The sequence below is a fragment of the Synechococcus sp. BS56D genome (genome assembly GCF_004332405.1).
Taxonomy (GTDB): Bacteria; Cyanobacteriota; Cyanobacteriia; order PCC-6307; family Cyanobiaceae; genus Synechococcus_C.
Genome location: NZ_PHQU01000004.1, coordinates 167579 through 181028 on the forward strand (window position 1 = coordinate 167579; position 13450 = coordinate 181028).

Annotated in this window: 14 protein-coding genes; 9 read left to right on the forward strand and 5 right to left on the reverse strand. The window is 64.3% G+C overall.

Features of this window, described 5'->3' with window-relative positions; translation table 11 throughout:
• The first annotated feature begins 42 nt into the window (after positions 1 to 42).
• Both CWE17_RS07335 and CWE17_RS07340 read left to right on the forward strand, forming a co-directional pair.
• Positions 43 to 786 carry an ABC transporter ATP-binding protein gene (locus CWE17_RS07335; protein ID WP_131455999.1) on the forward strand — a complete coding sequence of 248 codons (744 nt, stop codon included), beginning with the start codon at positions 43 to 45 and terminating at the stop codon, positions 784 to 786.
• Between the two features lie 5 nt (positions 787 to 791).
• Positions 792 to 1676: an MlaD family protein gene (locus CWE17_RS07340; protein WP_206338367.1), complete on the forward strand. Its 885-nt coding sequence runs from the start codon at positions 792 to 794 to the stop codon at positions 1674 to 1676.
• Positions 1677 to 1726: 50 nt separating this feature from the next.
• On the opposite strand, the gene CWE17_RS07345 is transcribed toward CWE17_RS07340, so the two are convergent.
• Positions 1727 to 3913, reverse strand: a complete 2187-nt coding sequence (locus CWE17_RS07345; protein ID WP_131455779.1) for a magnesium chelatase subunit D family protein — start codon at positions 3911 to 3913, stop codon at positions 1727 to 1729.
• A 91-nt stretch (positions 3914 to 4004) separates the two neighbouring features.
• Here CWE17_RS07345 and folK point away from each other — a divergent pair, with 91 nt between their 5' ends.
• Genes folK through CWE17_RS07360 form a run of 3 tightly spaced genes read left to right on the forward strand, consistent with a single transcriptional unit; the run spans position 4005 to position 6578 of the window.
• Complete coding sequence (folK, locus tag CWE17_RS07350) at positions 4005 to 4559, forward strand: 2-amino-4-hydroxy-6-hydroxymethyldihydropteridine diphosphokinase (RefSeq protein ID WP_131455781.1); 555 nt, start codon at positions 4005 to 4007, stop codon at positions 4557 to 4559.
• Positions 4537 to 5097 carry an NUDIX hydrolase gene (locus CWE17_RS07355; RefSeq protein ID WP_131455783.1) on the forward strand — a complete coding sequence of 187 codons (561 nt, stop codon included), beginning with the start codon at positions 4537 to 4539 and terminating at the stop codon, positions 5095 to 5097. Before folK ends, CWE17_RS07355 begins: the two co-directional genes overlap by 23 nt.
• Positions 5097 to 6578: an FAD-binding domain-containing protein gene (locus CWE17_RS07360; protein ID WP_131455785.1), complete on the forward strand. Its 1482-nt coding sequence runs from the start codon at positions 5097 to 5099 to the stop codon at positions 6576 to 6578. Before CWE17_RS07355 ends, CWE17_RS07360 begins: the two co-directional genes overlap by 1 nt.
• On the opposite strand, the gene CWE17_RS07365 is transcribed toward CWE17_RS07360, so the two are convergent.
• On the reverse strand, positions 6554 to 7771 hold the full coding sequence (locus CWE17_RS07365; RefSeq protein ID WP_131455787.1) for a DegT/DnrJ/EryC1/StrS aminotransferase family protein: 1218 nt from the start codon (positions 7769 to 7771) through the stop codon (positions 6554 to 6556). The genes CWE17_RS07360 and CWE17_RS07365 overlap by 25 nt on opposite strands.
• Positions 7772 to 7781: 10 nt before the next feature.
• Positions 7782 to 8420 carry a thioredoxin family protein gene (locus CWE17_RS07370; protein WP_131455789.1) on the reverse strand — a complete coding sequence of 213 codons (639 nt, stop codon included), beginning with the start codon at positions 8418 to 8420 and terminating at the stop codon, positions 7782 to 7784.
• 9 nt (positions 8421 to 8429) lie between these two features.
• Between CWE17_RS07370 and CWE17_RS07375 the strand changes: the two genes are divergently transcribed.
• Entirely contained in the window at positions 8430 to 8948 is a 519-nt protein-coding gene (locus tag CWE17_RS07375; RefSeq protein ID WP_131455791.1) for a hypothetical protein, read from the forward strand.
• Here the strand turns inward: CWE17_RS07375 and CWE17_RS07380 are convergent.
• Both CWE17_RS07380 and CWE17_RS07385 read right to left on the reverse strand, forming a co-directional pair.
• Entirely contained in the window at positions 8933 to 9382 is a 450-nt protein-coding gene (locus CWE17_RS07380; protein ID WP_131455793.1) for a hypothetical protein, read from the reverse strand. The genes CWE17_RS07375 and CWE17_RS07380 overlap by 16 nt on opposite strands.
• The gene (locus CWE17_RS07385) at positions 9382 to 10287 is read right to left on the reverse strand and encodes an FAD-binding domain-containing protein (protein WP_370318286.1); all 906 of its coding nucleotides are present in this window, start codon (positions 10285 to 10287) and stop codon (positions 9382 to 9384) included. Before CWE17_RS07385 ends, CWE17_RS07380 begins: the two co-directional genes overlap by 1 nt.
• Before the next feature lie 97 nt (positions 10288 to 10384).
• Here CWE17_RS07385 and fabI point away from each other — a divergent pair, with 97 nt between their 5' ends.
• The 3 genes from fabI (at position 10385) to CWE17_RS07400 (ending at position 13390) form a co-directional block, all read left to right on the forward strand.
• Positions 10385 to 11167: an enoyl-ACP reductase FabI gene (fabI, locus tag CWE17_RS07390; protein ID WP_131456001.1), complete on the forward strand. Its 783-nt coding sequence runs from the start codon at positions 10385 to 10387 to the stop codon at positions 11165 to 11167.
• A gap of 55 nt (positions 11168 to 11222) precedes the next feature.
• A complete protein-coding gene (hisB, locus tag CWE17_RS07395; protein WP_131455795.1) occupies positions 11223 to 11828 on the forward strand; it encodes an imidazoleglycerol-phosphate dehydratase HisB in 606 nt (201 codons plus the stop codon).
• Positions 11829 to 11902: 74 nt separating this feature from the next.
• Positions 11903 to 13390 (forward strand): carotenoid oxygenase family protein, encoded by a 1488-nt coding sequence (locus CWE17_RS07400; protein ID WP_131455797.1) that lies wholly within the window; start codon positions 11903 to 11905, stop codon positions 13388 to 13390.
• Positions 13391 to 13450 lie beyond the last annotated feature (60 nt).

Genomic DNA, 13450 nt, shown 5'->3' on the forward strand with positions numbered 1-13450 from the left:
TCCATCGCAGCCTGTCCTGTGGTGGAGATGCGCAACCTCACCATGCAGTGGGGACCGAGGCCCGTTCTGGATGCGGTCAACCTCACGATGCAACCTGGGGAGCGTTTGGCCGTCGTGGGCCCCTCCGGTGCCGGCAAGTCCACCGTGTTGCGTCTGCTGGCGGGCTTGCAACTGCCCACCTCAGGCGAGTTGCGTCTCTTTGGTCAGCCTCAGATTTACCGCCGCTTGGATCAGCGTCAGCCCCCTGATGTGCGCCTCGTGTTTCAGAACCCGGCGTTGCTGGCCTCTCTCACCGTGGAGGAGAACGTCGGCTTCCTGTTGATGCGGCTGGGACGGTTGCGGCCCCGGGAGATCCGTGAGCGTGTGATGCAGTGTCTGGAAGCGGTGGGCCTCAATGATGTGGCCGACAAGTATCCGGGTCAGCTCAGCGGCGGTATGCAGAAGCGGGTCAGCTTTGCGCGGGCCCTGATCGACGACCCCGACCGTGCCGCTGATGCAATGCCCCTTCTGCTCTACGACGAACCCACGGCCGGTTTGGATCCCGTGGCCTGCACGCGCATCGAGGACCTGATTGTCAAGACCACCACCGTGGCCAATGGCTGCTCCGTGGTGATCAGCCATGTGCGCAGCACGATCGAGCGTTCCGCCGAACGGGTCGTGATGCTCTACGGCGGCAAATTTCGTTGGGATGGCTCGATCGACGAGTTTCGCTGCACCGACAATCCCTATGTAGAACAGTTCAGGACCGGTAGTCTGCGCGGACCGATGCAGCCCTCCGACCACTAATCCTTATGCGTCGCAGCGTTCGTGAGGCCATCGTTGGATTCTCAATCGTGGGGGCGGTCGCGGCGTTTGCCGGCACCATGCTCTGGCTGAGGGGTGTGCGTCTCGGCGCGGAAACCTGGACGGTGACCGTGGATTTCGCCGACGCTGGCGGTCTGGCAGAACGTTCCCCCGTCACCTATCGCGGCATCCTTGTGGGGGTGGTCAAGAACATCCAGGTCACCCCTCAGGCGGTGCGCGCCACCCTTGAAATCGATCAGGAGGATTTACGCCTGCCCCTGCCGGTGTCGGCCAGCGTGGGAGCTGCTTCGTTGCTGGGCGGTGATGCCCAAGTGAACCTGGTCAGCCGTGGCAAGCCGCTGGGGGCCAATGCTCCCTTGCCAAAATCAAGAAACTGCGCCGGAAGCGGTGTGCTCTGCAATGGTGCCGCGATTCGCGGACAGCAGGCCGCCAGCCTCGACAGCGTGACCGCCTCGCTGCAGCGTCTGCTGTCCCAGGCCGAAAAGGAAAAGCTGGTATCGCGTCTTGTTGAGTCGACCGATGAGTTCGATGCCACAGCCCAAGACATTCAAAAACTGATTCAGCAGCTCAGCGCTGAGCTGGAGCGAGCCGAGCCCACGATCAACAACCTCAACCAGGCCACGGATGATGCCGCCAAGGCGGCGGCTCACATCCGCAACTTGGCGGCGGCCCTCGATAACCCGAAAACCGTCAGTGAGCTGAAGCGCACGGTGAGCAACGCTGAGTCGCTGACGCGCAAGATTGACACCGTGGGCGGCGATGTGGAGAAGCTCACCTCTGACCCCAAGTTCATGAAGGCCGTTCGGGACGTGACGATTGGCCTGGGCGCCTTTTTCCAAGAGCTCTACCCAGCCCAAACCGGCAAGCCCTGAGGGCCCAACCCTTTGGCCTGGGCTCCCGTAACGGGGGCGTTCCGTTTTCGTTACGTCACTGCGTTAATGGCCTCCATGGCGATCGCGGCGATGGCTTGATCGCTGGCTTTCGGGAGTTGCACATACTTGCCACCGGCGGCTTCGGCCAGGTCCTTGCCCATGCCACTGCCGATGAACTTGCGTTCGGTGTCGATCACCAGCAGCTTGATGCCGAGCGCCCGGTAGCGGGAGGCCACATCGAGCACCTCCTGCTTGAGATCTGGTTTCTCCTCCCCCTCCAGCTCCGGCTGCCCCAGGGACGTGCTGAGGGGAACGTTGCCTCGCCCATCGGTGATGGCCACCACCACCACTTGGCCCAGATCACCAGTGGCCAGGGCGTTGGCCCCGACCCGGGCTGCCTGGGTGAGGCCGTGGGCCAGTGGTGAACCACCGCCGCAGGGCATCGATTCCAGCCGCCGTCTTGCGGCGGTGATCGAGCGGGTGGGGGGCAGAAGCACCTCCGCCTGGTCGCCGCGGAAGGGGATCAGGGCCACTTCATCACGGTTTTCGTAGGCCTCGGTGAGCAGGCGGATCACGGCACCTTTGGCGCTCTGCATTCGATTCAGCGCCATCGATCCGCTGGCATCCACCAGGAAGATCACCAGGGCGCCGGCCTTGCGCTGCAGCAGCTTGGCGCGCAGGTCGGCCTCCTCCACGATCACGGTGCGCTCCGGTTGGCGGGCGCGGCGCGCCCTCTGGTAAGGAGCGGCCGCGCGCAGGGTGGCGTCCACGGCGATCCGGCGCATGGGCCCGCGGGGCAGCATCGGTTTCACATAGCGGCCGCGGCTGTCGCTCAGCACCACCGAACGGCTGCCGCTGTTGCCGCTCTTGCCTTTGGCTGCGCCAAACAGCAGCAGCTCCGGGTCGATCGCCACCGCTTCCGGGTCGAGCATGAACTCTTCCGGCACCGAGGGAGGCGCCTGGTCTTCTGGAGAGTCGTCCTCCGGGCTGTCGTCTTGGTCCGGATCGTTGTCGTCGCTGCTGTCGTCCTCGGGAGGGTCGCTCTCGTCCTCGCCGGATCCTTCCGGCGGTGGCGGCTGATTTTCCGGGTTCTGATCCCCCGCCTCCGGTGGCGGTGGGCTCTGGTCCTGTGGCTGCTCGGGGGGAGGTGGCGGCTCCATCTGCTGATCCGGTGGCGGCAGTTGCGAGGCTCTCGGGGCGATCACCAGGGCCACGGCCACCTGCAGGTCATCGGCCTCCACCTGGTCGCGGCCGCTGAGGGCCGCATGGGCCTTGGCGACGCGCACGGCATACAGCTCGGAGCGATGCCCTTCCACGCCGCCCCGAATCGCCTCGGTCACGAGGTATTCGATCTGTTCGCCGCTGATCTGCACATCCGGCAGCCATTGGCGCGCGAGCAGTAGCTGCGTGGCCAGGGCATCGGTCTCCTCGCGCCATTGCTCCGCAAAGCTGCGGCTGCACTGGCCGTGGGCCAGCACCGCCTCGGTGATCTCCACCCGCTGTTCGGTGCTCACCAGCTGATTGGCAGAGAGGGCAATCGCGAAACGATCGAGCAGATGGTCGCGGACGTTGCCTTCCTCTGGGTTGTAGGTGGCGATCAGCAGCGGCCGGCAAGGGTGGCTGAGGCTCAGCCCCTCCCGTTCCACTTGGTTCACGCCGCTACCCACCGCCGCCAGCAGCAGATTGACGATGCCGTCATCGAGCAGGTTGAGCTCATCCACATAGAGCACGCCCCGGTGCGCTTCCGCTAGCAGGCCTGGTTGGAACACGGCATTGCCAGTGGTGAGGGAGGCAGTCACGTCCACGGCACCGACGAGCCGGTCTTCGGTGATGCCCAGGGGCACCTGCACAAAGGGAGCCGGGATCACCTTGGTGGGCAACAGGGCTTCCGTGCCGGTGGCCTCGGGATTGCCCCCTAAAGCGGTGATGCGTCGCCGGGCGTTGTCGTCCCATTCCTCAGGGTTGAGGGGGTCGAGGTTGCGTCCATGGCTCTGGGGCCCATCACCGCCCTCCACATTGAGCACTTCGATCGGAGGGAGCAGGGCATGGAGGCCGCGGGCCAGCACCGATTTGCCCGTCCCCCTGCCGCCGGCGATGATCACGCCTCCCAGGCCGGGGTCCACCGCCGCCAGCATCAGGGCAAGCTTCAAGGTGCCGTGGCCGGTGATGGCCGCCAGCGGGAAGGCGCGGTTGGCTTGGTCTTGGGCTGCCGTGCTCACCACTCCGCTTGCCACCATGAATGCGTCCGGCGCTGTTCTGGAGGCTCAGTCTCGCTGATGCTCTGCAGCGGGCGTTGGATCAGGCTTGGAAACTGATTGCAACCCGCGGATGCCCGCCACCCGTCTGGCTATTGCCCTCGGCGCCAATCTGCCTAGCTCTGCTGGAAGCCCCCACCAGACACTGCTGGCGGTGCGACCGTTGTTGGAAGCGCTGATCGGTGCCTGGGCGGCTCCCCACTCCGGGAATGGTCCTCATTGCGCTTGGTCTCCCCTGCTGAACACCGCGCCCGTCGGGGGGCCGCCGGATCAGCCCAGCTATCTCAATGCCGTGGTGCTGGTCACGGGGGATCTTGGCGATCCTTGCCTTGAGAAGGCCTTGGCATTGCTGGATCAGCTTCATGCCATCGAACGACAGTTCGGGCGTGACCGTGCCAGGGAGCAGCGCTGGGGGCCGCGCCCGTTGGATCTCGATCTCCTCTTCTGGGAGGAACTGCGCCTCGAGCACCAGCGCCTGCGGTTGCCCCATCCCCGACTGCATTTGCGCCAATTTGTGATCCAACCATTGCTGGCAGCGATGACGGGATCCGCCAGCTGGGATGAGCAACCCGTCATGCTGGGCCGCAGCGATCTCCCCGCGTCCCATGGCTCCGCTGCCGCCTCCTGAACCTTTCCAGTTGTTGGAGACGCTCGAGGCTCTGGATGCGCGCAAGATCCGATTCGAGCGCAACCGCATCCGGCTGCCCCTCGGGGTGGAGGGCACCTTCGGGCTCATTCGCCACCCAGGGGCCTCCCTGGCGGTGCCGATCACGGACGAGGGCCAGGTGGTGCTGCTGCGCCAGTACCGCTTTGCGGTGCAGGCCCGCCTGCTGGAGTTCCCCGCCGGCACCCTTGAGACGGGGGAAGATCCTCTGGAATCGATGCAGCGGGAGCTGGGAGAGGAAGCGGGTTACAGCGCTGCTCGCTGGGATGCTCTGGGGCCGATGCTCCCCTGTCCCGGTTACTCCGATGAGGTGATCCACTGTTTCCTGGCCCGCGAGCTCACTCCGCTGGAGAACCCGCCGGCCGGTGACGACGATGAAGACCTTGAGGTGGTGCAGATGAGCCCTGCTGAGCTCGATGCTCGCCTGGCCTCCGGCGAGGAGTGGCTCGATGGCAAGAGCGTCACCGCCTGGTTCCGCGCCAAGCAGCTGTTGGGTCTGTGATGGCGATGGCACGCACGCTCTTCTGGCATCGACGCGATCTGCGCCTGGCCGATAACACCGGTCTGAACGCTGCCGTTGCCCTCGGCCCCGCCGTCACAGGGGTGTACGTGCTGGATCCGGCGATCCTCACCCCGCCGCAGCACTTGCCGCCGATGGCGCCGGCCCGGCTTTGGTTTCTGGTGGAGAGCTTGATCGAGCTGCAGCGTCGTTGGCGCGAAGCAGGCAGCCGCTTGCTGGTGGTGGCGGGTGATCCCGTGGCTGTGCTTCCGCAGCTAGCCGATCTGCTGCAGGTGCCGGCGGTGGTGTGGAGCCGTGATGTGGAGCCCTATGCCCGTGAGCGCGACCGGGCGGTGGCCAAGGCGTTGCAGGCCGATGGTCGCAAGGTGCTGGTGGATTGGGACCAAGTGCTGGTGGCGCCTGAGGCGCTCAAAACCGGCGGTGGCGATCCCTACAGGGTCTACGGACCTTTCCTGCGCAACTGGCGCGGCCAGGTGGAGCGCAGCGAGCCCAGCACCGTTGAGGCTCCTTCCGGCTTGATCGATCTGGAGGCTGCGGCCCTTGACGCGATCAGCAGCGGTGAGGGTCCTCTGGGCCGCCTCTGCCTGGAGGGTCAGCGTGCGTTGGAGCGCCTGAGGGCTGAGCATGGTTTCCGTGGCACTGAGATGTGTCCCTGCCGGCCTGGGGAGGCCGCGGCGGCGGAGCAGTTGGCCACGTTTGTGGATGGCCCGTTGATGGCCTACGAGCCCGACCGTAACTTCCCTGGTGTGGTGGGCACGTCCTATCTCAGCGCTGCCCTGAGTGTGGGCACGGTGAGTCCGCGTCAGGCCTGGTGTGCAGCCCAGGAGATCAAAGCGTTGGCCCGCAGCGATGAGCAGCGCCAGGCGATCACGGTGTGGGAGCAGGAGCTGGGCTGGCGCGAGTTTTATCAGCAGGCCTTGTTTCATTTTCCCGAGCTGGCGGACGGTCCCTACCGGCCGCAATGGCGTCAGTTCCCTTGGGACAACAACAAGGACTGGTTTGACTTCTGGAAGGATGGTCAAACCGGCATGCCGATCATTGATGCGGCGATGCGACAACTGAACGAAACCGGATGGATGCACAACCGTTGCCGCATGATCGTGGCCTCGTATCTGGTCAAAGATCTGATCTGTGATTGGCGCTGGGGGGAGCGCGCCTTCATGGAGCTGGAGGTGGATGGCGATTTGGCGGCCAACAACGGCGGCTGGCAGTGGAGCGCCAGCAGCGGCATGGACCCCAAGCCCCTGCGCATCTTTAATCCCGCCACCCAGGCTTCAAAGTTCGATGCGGAAGGGGAGTACATCCGCCGCTGGGTGCCGGAGTTGCGCCACGTGAACACCAAGGATCTGCTCAGTGGAGAGATTGCTGCATTGGAGCGGCATGGTTATCCCGAGCCGCTGGTGAATCACAAAACCCAGCAGGCGCGCTTCAAGGCGCTCTACGCCACCATTCGCTCCGCCTGAGTGGTGCTGGCCAGTAGGTTGCGCAACACGGCAATCACCCTGTCCTGCTGATCGCTGGATAGCTCAGGGAAGATCGGCAGGCTCAGGACCTCGCTGCAGAGCTGTTCGGTGATCGGCAGGCTTCCGGGTGCGAGGCCGAGGGCCTCGTAGGCCGGCTGGCGGTGGATCGGAATCGGGTAATAGATGATCGTGTTGACGCCCTGCTCCTGAAGGCTCTGCTTGAGCCAGTCACGGCAGCGGCTGCTGGGTAATCCGAAGCTGCTGGCTGGGTCGTCGCACCGACCGGCGCAATTGGGCTGGTTCTCGGGGCAGAGGCGCACGCGCACCACGAACTGGTTCCAGCCATGGCCGACGGCTGTGGCAGAGGCGGGGTCGGGGAGTTGGAGACCAAGCAGGCCTGCCAGAGCCTCCTGATAGCGGGCGGCGATTGCATTGCGCTTCTCCACCCAATGGCCCAGATGGGGCAGTTTCACGTTGAGCACTGCGGCCTGCAGAGCATCGAGTCGGCTGTTGTAGCCCAGCTCCGTGTGCAGGTAGCGCCGGGGCATGCCATGCACTGCCAGTTCGCGCATGCGTTGGGCTAGGTCGGCATCGCGACAGGTCACGGCACCACCATCGCCGGCAGCCCCCAGGTTTTTGGTGGGGAAAAAGCTGAAGCAGCCCACATCACCCCAGCTGCCGACAGCTTTGCCGCCCCAGTGGGCTCCTGTGGCTTGGGCGCAGTCTTCCACCACCTTCAAGCCATGGCGTTGGGCGATCGCCATCAGGGCCCCCATGTCCACTGGCCTGCCGAACAGGTGTACCGGTATCAGCGCTTTAGTGGCCGGGGTGATGGCCGCTTCGATCTGGCTGAGATCGATCAGGTAGGTGACGGGATCCACATCCACAAAAACCGGCTTTGCCCCAACGGCGCTTACGGCTTCGGCGGTGGCAAAAAAGCTGAAGGAGGCGGTGATTACTTCATCGCCTGGGCCGATGCCCAGGCCGCGCAGGGCCAGGATCAGTGCATCGGTGCCGCTGTTGCAGCCCACGGCATGGGGGCAATCAACGCTGGTGGCAAACGCTTGCTCAAACCGTTGAATCTCGGCCCCACCGATGTACTGGCCGCTGCGCAGCACCCGCAGAACGGCATCGTCGAGCTCCGCTCCCAGATCGCTGAGCTGCTGACTGAGACTGAAGGGAGGCACCTGCATGGCAGGCACCTTAAGCCGAGCCGCTGAACCACGGGGGCTCCTGGCCTGGATGCCATTTGATGTTGCAGCCGATCGATGCCTGTTGGTCTGCACTGGGGGTGCCTCCTGTTAGCACCGCTTGGAGGGCCGAGCGGAGGTCGCTGCCAGTGACGGGGAGGCCATTGCCGGGGCGGCTGCCATCCAACTGGCCGCGGTAACGCAGGATCTGAGGCGCCGCTGACGGGACCGTTGTCTGATCCGGCGGACTGACCGGCGGGCTGAATAGGTAGAACTCCGGCGTGCAGGCGGCCCGCAGCGCCTTGGCCAGCGTCTGCTCCTGGTCGATGCCATAGGGGAATCGCCAGCCGTTGGCTTGGGCCTGGCGAGCCAGGGCCTCAGGACCATCCTCGGGGTGGGTGATCCAGCTGTTACTGGCGACGGCCACCAGGCTGACCCGATCGCCGTAATCCAGATCAAGCCGGCTGAGCTCTGCCTCGATGTGTTTCACAAAGGGGCAGTGGCTGCAGAGCAGCATCAGCAGCAACGGTTGTTGCGGCAGCTCGCCGCTGCTGAGATGGGTCGCGCCAGGTCCCGTGCCGGTTGCAATCGGCAGCGAAAAAGCCGGAAGGGCGCTGCCCAGCGGCAGCATGGTGGAGGGTGTGAGAACCATGAGGCAACGATGGCTCGTTTCTGGACGGCGGCACTGTTCTTACTGATTCTCAGTGGATGCGGTGGTGGCGACCAGAAAGCGAGCTGGCGGATTTTCCCCCTTCAGCGCAGTCAGCCCCATGACGGTCTGGCGGTGGTCAGCCAGCCCGATGGCTATGGGCTCCATCTGTATCTGGAAACCGACAGCAGCGATCCTGCCTTCTGCAGGCCCCGCTGGCTGGCGAGTCCGGCCCGTCTGTTCAACGGCAATGGCACGGCTCCTTTCTCGTCTGGGCTCGCTGATCAGGAGGAGTTCTTTGCCGCGGTGAAGCGTCGGGATGTGCGCCATGCCCTACGCAGGGAGCTGGAGGCTCTCTGCAAGGCCCGTGCCCCAAAGGCTCGCTGGCAGTGGCAGGAGCCGCCGCGGCAGGCCTCAGAGCTCAAGCCCGTTCGTCTGCCTGCGCTGGAGGAAGAGGATCTGCTGACGGATCCAGCCCTGGAGCAGCAACGCGAGGAGGCACTGCTCCATGGGGGTCAACCCCGTTCTTGAGGCGGGAATCGCTCCCAGACCACCGGTTCCGCCGCGCGCCAGTAACGGCTGAAGCGTCCAAGCCGTGGTGGTCTGGGCAGGGTGACGAACGGTTCAGGCTCGAGCATCCAAAGGGGCAGTTTCCGGTCGATCGCAGCCGCGATCCGTTGCAGGCGTGGATCCACTGCCTCGCTGGTGATCACGCCATCGGCGCCATGGTGCTGCGCAAAACCAATCACTTCGGCGGCCACATCGCCGTGGCGGATGCTCACGGGAAGTTCCAAGGCGCACTCGTAAAGAAAGCCCAGACGTTTGCGACTGATGCGCTGGTCGCGGATCCAGTGGCTGTCAAACACAAACAGCGCCGGCGTTCCTGGGGCGGCATCCTCCAGGGCGGGGTTCCTGGGGCCGAGCGCTTCCTCATGAATCCAGAGGATCGGTTTCTGGAGGTCCATCAGCGTCGTCTGCGCGCGGGAACGTTGCGAATCGCTCCAGCCATGGGGATGGCGAATAAACGCTGTTCCAGCTGCTCGTAACTGCCTTCAAAAGGGCAGTTCTGGGCGCTGGGGCAGCCGTTGCAGTAGCGCCCCTCGCTGTAGCGCTCAAGGTTGTCGCGATTGAAGAAATAAGGCTTGTGGCTGAAGCTGCTGGCCACCCATTGCCAGCTCAGGTGATTGCTGGCCGGATCACCATCGAGCAGGTGCTCGAGGAACCAGTCGGCGCCGGCTTTCCAGTGGATACGCCGCCAATGCACCACGTAAGCGGCCAACCACATGCGTGCGTGGTTGTGCAACCAGCCGCTGCCCACCAGGTCCGCCTGAAAACCATCCATGCAAGCCAGCCCAGTTCGCCCCTCGCGGATGTCTTCGGGCAGCGTGCGGCCATAGGAGGAAGGATCGTGCCCCGTTTTGAGCTCCTCCTGGCTGTGATGGATGGCATCGCCCAGATCCATCCACATCCGCTGCCAGAAATCCCTCCAGCCCAACTCGTTGATCAGCTTGCCTCCCTCCTGCTGGCCCTGCCCCCGGCCCGATAACTGGGCAAAGACGGCATCGCGCACCTCAGCAAGGGTGAGTACGCCGTGACGGATCCAGGGCGACAGCCTGGTCACCGCACCTTGGAGATGGTTGCGGCTGCGCCCGTAGCGCTTTGCATCCAGCCGATTGAGCTGGGACTCCGCCGCCTGGCGGCCCCCGCGGATCCCACTGAGGCCCCCCTCCGCCTCTGGGAACGTCTCCTTGAGTAGGTCTTGCAGGGCATCACGATCGGCCAGGTGTCGCGGGAGGTCGCCGGGGCGATCAGGCCAAGACAGGGGAGGTGGCGTAGGCAGCGGCGGCACCGTCAGGAAGCTGGAGCGCACGTCATCCTGTCGATCCGTTGGTCCGATTGCGAGTGATCTGACGGTGGCGGACCCTGGATGGGGGAGAATCGCCGACAGTTACCTCTGTGCCGGTCCGATGCTTCTCGATCTAACGGGCAAGAAGATCCTCGTTACCGGCATTGCCAACAACAAATCGATCGCTTGGGGAATCGCCCAGCAGCTGCGAGCCGCTGGGGCCGAGCTCGGGATCACCTATCTGCCGGATGAGAAGGGTCGCTTCGAGACCAAGGTGCGCGACCTCACCGCCCCCCTGGAGCCCAGCCTGTTTTTGCCCCTGAATGTGCAGGACCCGGCTCAGATGGAAGCGGTGTTTGCGGAGATCAAGAAGACATGGGGTGTGCTCGATGGATTGGTGCACTGCCTGGCCTTCGCCGGCAAAGAAGAGCTGATCGGCGACTACAGCGCCACCACCGCCGAGGGCTTTGCCCGTGCCCTGGAGATCAGCGCCTACTCCCTGGCACCGCTTTGCGCCCACGCCAAGCCCCTGTTCAGCGAGAAGGCCGGCGTGGTCACCCTTACCTATCTCGGCGCTGAGCGGGCGATCCCGAACTACAACGTGATGGGTGTGGCCAAAGCGGCGCTGGAGGCCTCCGTTCGCTACCTCTCCGCTGAGCTGGGCCCCGAGAAGCAGGTGCGGGTCAACGCGATCAGTGCTGGTCCGATCCGCACACTCGCGAGCAGCGCCATCGGCGGCATCCTCGACATGATCCACAACGTGGAGGAGAAGGCGCCCCTGCGCCGCACCGTCACCCAGACCGAGGTGGGGAACACCGCCGCCTTCCTGCTCAGCGAACTCTCCAGTGGGATTTCCGGTCAGACCATCTATGTGGACGCCGGCTACTGCATCAATGGCATGTGAGTCCGGCATGATCGGATTGTTCTGACTGAGTCAGCGCTTCGGGCGCCAACAAGCCATGCGCACAGGTGAAGTGCATCGCGTCACCGGAGAAACCGATGTGCGGGTGAAGCTCGGGCTCGATGGTGGCGGCAGCTGCCAGGTCGAGACGGGGGTGCCGTTCCTTGATCACATGCTCCATCAGATCAGCAGCCACGGCTTGATCGACCTGGAGGTTGCCGCTCGGGGAGATACCCACATCGATGATCACCACACCAATGAGGATGTGGGCATTGCTGTGGGTCAGGCCCTCTCCCAGGCGCTAGGGGATCGCCGGGGCATTCATCGCTTCGGCCATTTCGTGGCGCCCCTGGATGAGGCTCTGGTGCAGGTGGCGTTGGATTGTTCCGGACGCCCTCATCTGAGTTTCGGTCTGCAGATTCCTGCCCAGAAGATCGGCAGCTACGACACAGAGTTGGTGAAGGAGTTCTTTGTGGCTGTGGTCAATAACTCCGGTCTCACCCTCCATATCCGTCAACTCGATGGGGTGAACTCTCACCACATCGTGGAGGCCTGCTTTAAGGCGTTCGCCCGTGCCCTGCGCATGGCCACCGAGATCGACCCCCGCCGGGCTGGATCGGTGCCCAGCAGTAAAGGCGTGCTGGAGCAGGCCGGCGGCAGCTGAAGGGACCGAGCGGAGTGTGATCCGCGCTTCACACTCCGTTACGAGAGGATGGTGCTGCTGCTGTGCTTTCCGCTGTGACCGTTGCCCCTGCCGTTGACCGTTTCAACCGCGCGGACTGGGCCAGCGCGTTTCGCAACGTGGAGCAGGAACTGACGGACGTGGCGCTGACCCCCGTGCGCGGCAGCGTGCCCTCCGCATTGCTCGGCACCCTTTACCGCAACGGCCCAGGCCGTCTCGAGCGGGGTGGCCAGAGGGTGCATCACCCCTTCGATGGGGACGGGATGATCACGGCCTTGCGCTTCAGCGGCGACGGCGTGAAGCTCAGCAACCGATTCGTGCGCACCGCCGGCTGGCTGGCGGAGGAGGCGGCCGGGAAGGTGCTGTATCGCGGGGTGTTCGGCAGTCAGAAGCCTGGAGGGGTTGCCGCCAATGCCTTGGATCTGCGTCTCAAGAACATTGCCAATACCGGCGTGGTGCAACTGGGCGATGACTTGCTCGCTCTCTGGGAAGCAGCGGAGCCCCATGCCCTCGATCCCGTCACCCTGGAGACCCGCGGCATCAGCTTGTTGGGAGGGGTGCTCAAGAAAGCCGAGGCCTTTAGTGCCCATCCCCGCTTCGATCCTGGCCATCACGATCGCCCCCGCATGGTCAATTTCGGAGTGAAAACCGGACCTCGCAGCACGATCCGGCTGATGGAGTTCGCGACGGAATCGGACGCCGCTGCTGGCATCAAGGCTGGGGATCTGCTCAGCGAACGCCGCGACAGCTTCAACGGGTTCGCTTTCCTGCACGACTTCGCGATCACACCCAATTGGGCGGTGTTCCTGCAGAACGCTGTGGAGTTCAACCCCCTGCCCTTCGTGCTTGGCAAGAGAGGTGCGGCCCAGTGTCTGCAATCCAATCCAGACGGTCAGGCGAAGTTCTGGCTGATTCCCCGTGATTGCGGTGCCTTTGCAGGCGAGAAGCCCCGGATCATCGACGCCCCAGACGGCTTTGTCTTCCACCACCTCAACGCCTGGGAGCAGGACGGGGATGTGGTGGTGGAGAGCATCTACTACGCCGACTTCCCCTCGATCGGTCCCGATGTGGATTTCACGGCTGTTGATTTCGATCTGATTCCTGAAGGGTTGCTGGAGCAGTGCCGCATCAATCTGAAGACCGGTCGGGTGGAGACCCGTCGGCTCAGTGAGCGTTGTTGCGAATTCGCGATGGTGAATCCCAACAAGGAGGGTCTCCCCTGCCGTTTCGCTTGGATGGCGGCGGCGGCTCGCGAGCAGGGCAACGACCCGCTTCAAGTGATCAAGAAGTTGGATCTGAGCACGGGTGAGCGTTTGATTTGGAGTGCTCCGCCCCACGGGTTTGTCAGTGAGCCCTTGATGGTGCCCCGTCCCGGTGCGGCGTCAGAGGATGATGGCTGGGTGCTTGAGCTGCTCTGGAACGGTGCCCGCGAAGCCTCTGATCTGGTGATCCTTGATGCTTCAGATCTCAGCGAGTTGGCAGTCTTTGAGCTTCCCTTGGCGATTCCCCATGGCCTGCATGGCAGCTGGGTCACCGCAGCCTGATCGCACGGTTCTGATTGCACGGTTCTGTGCATGGTTGCCCGAACGCTCAGATGGATCTGG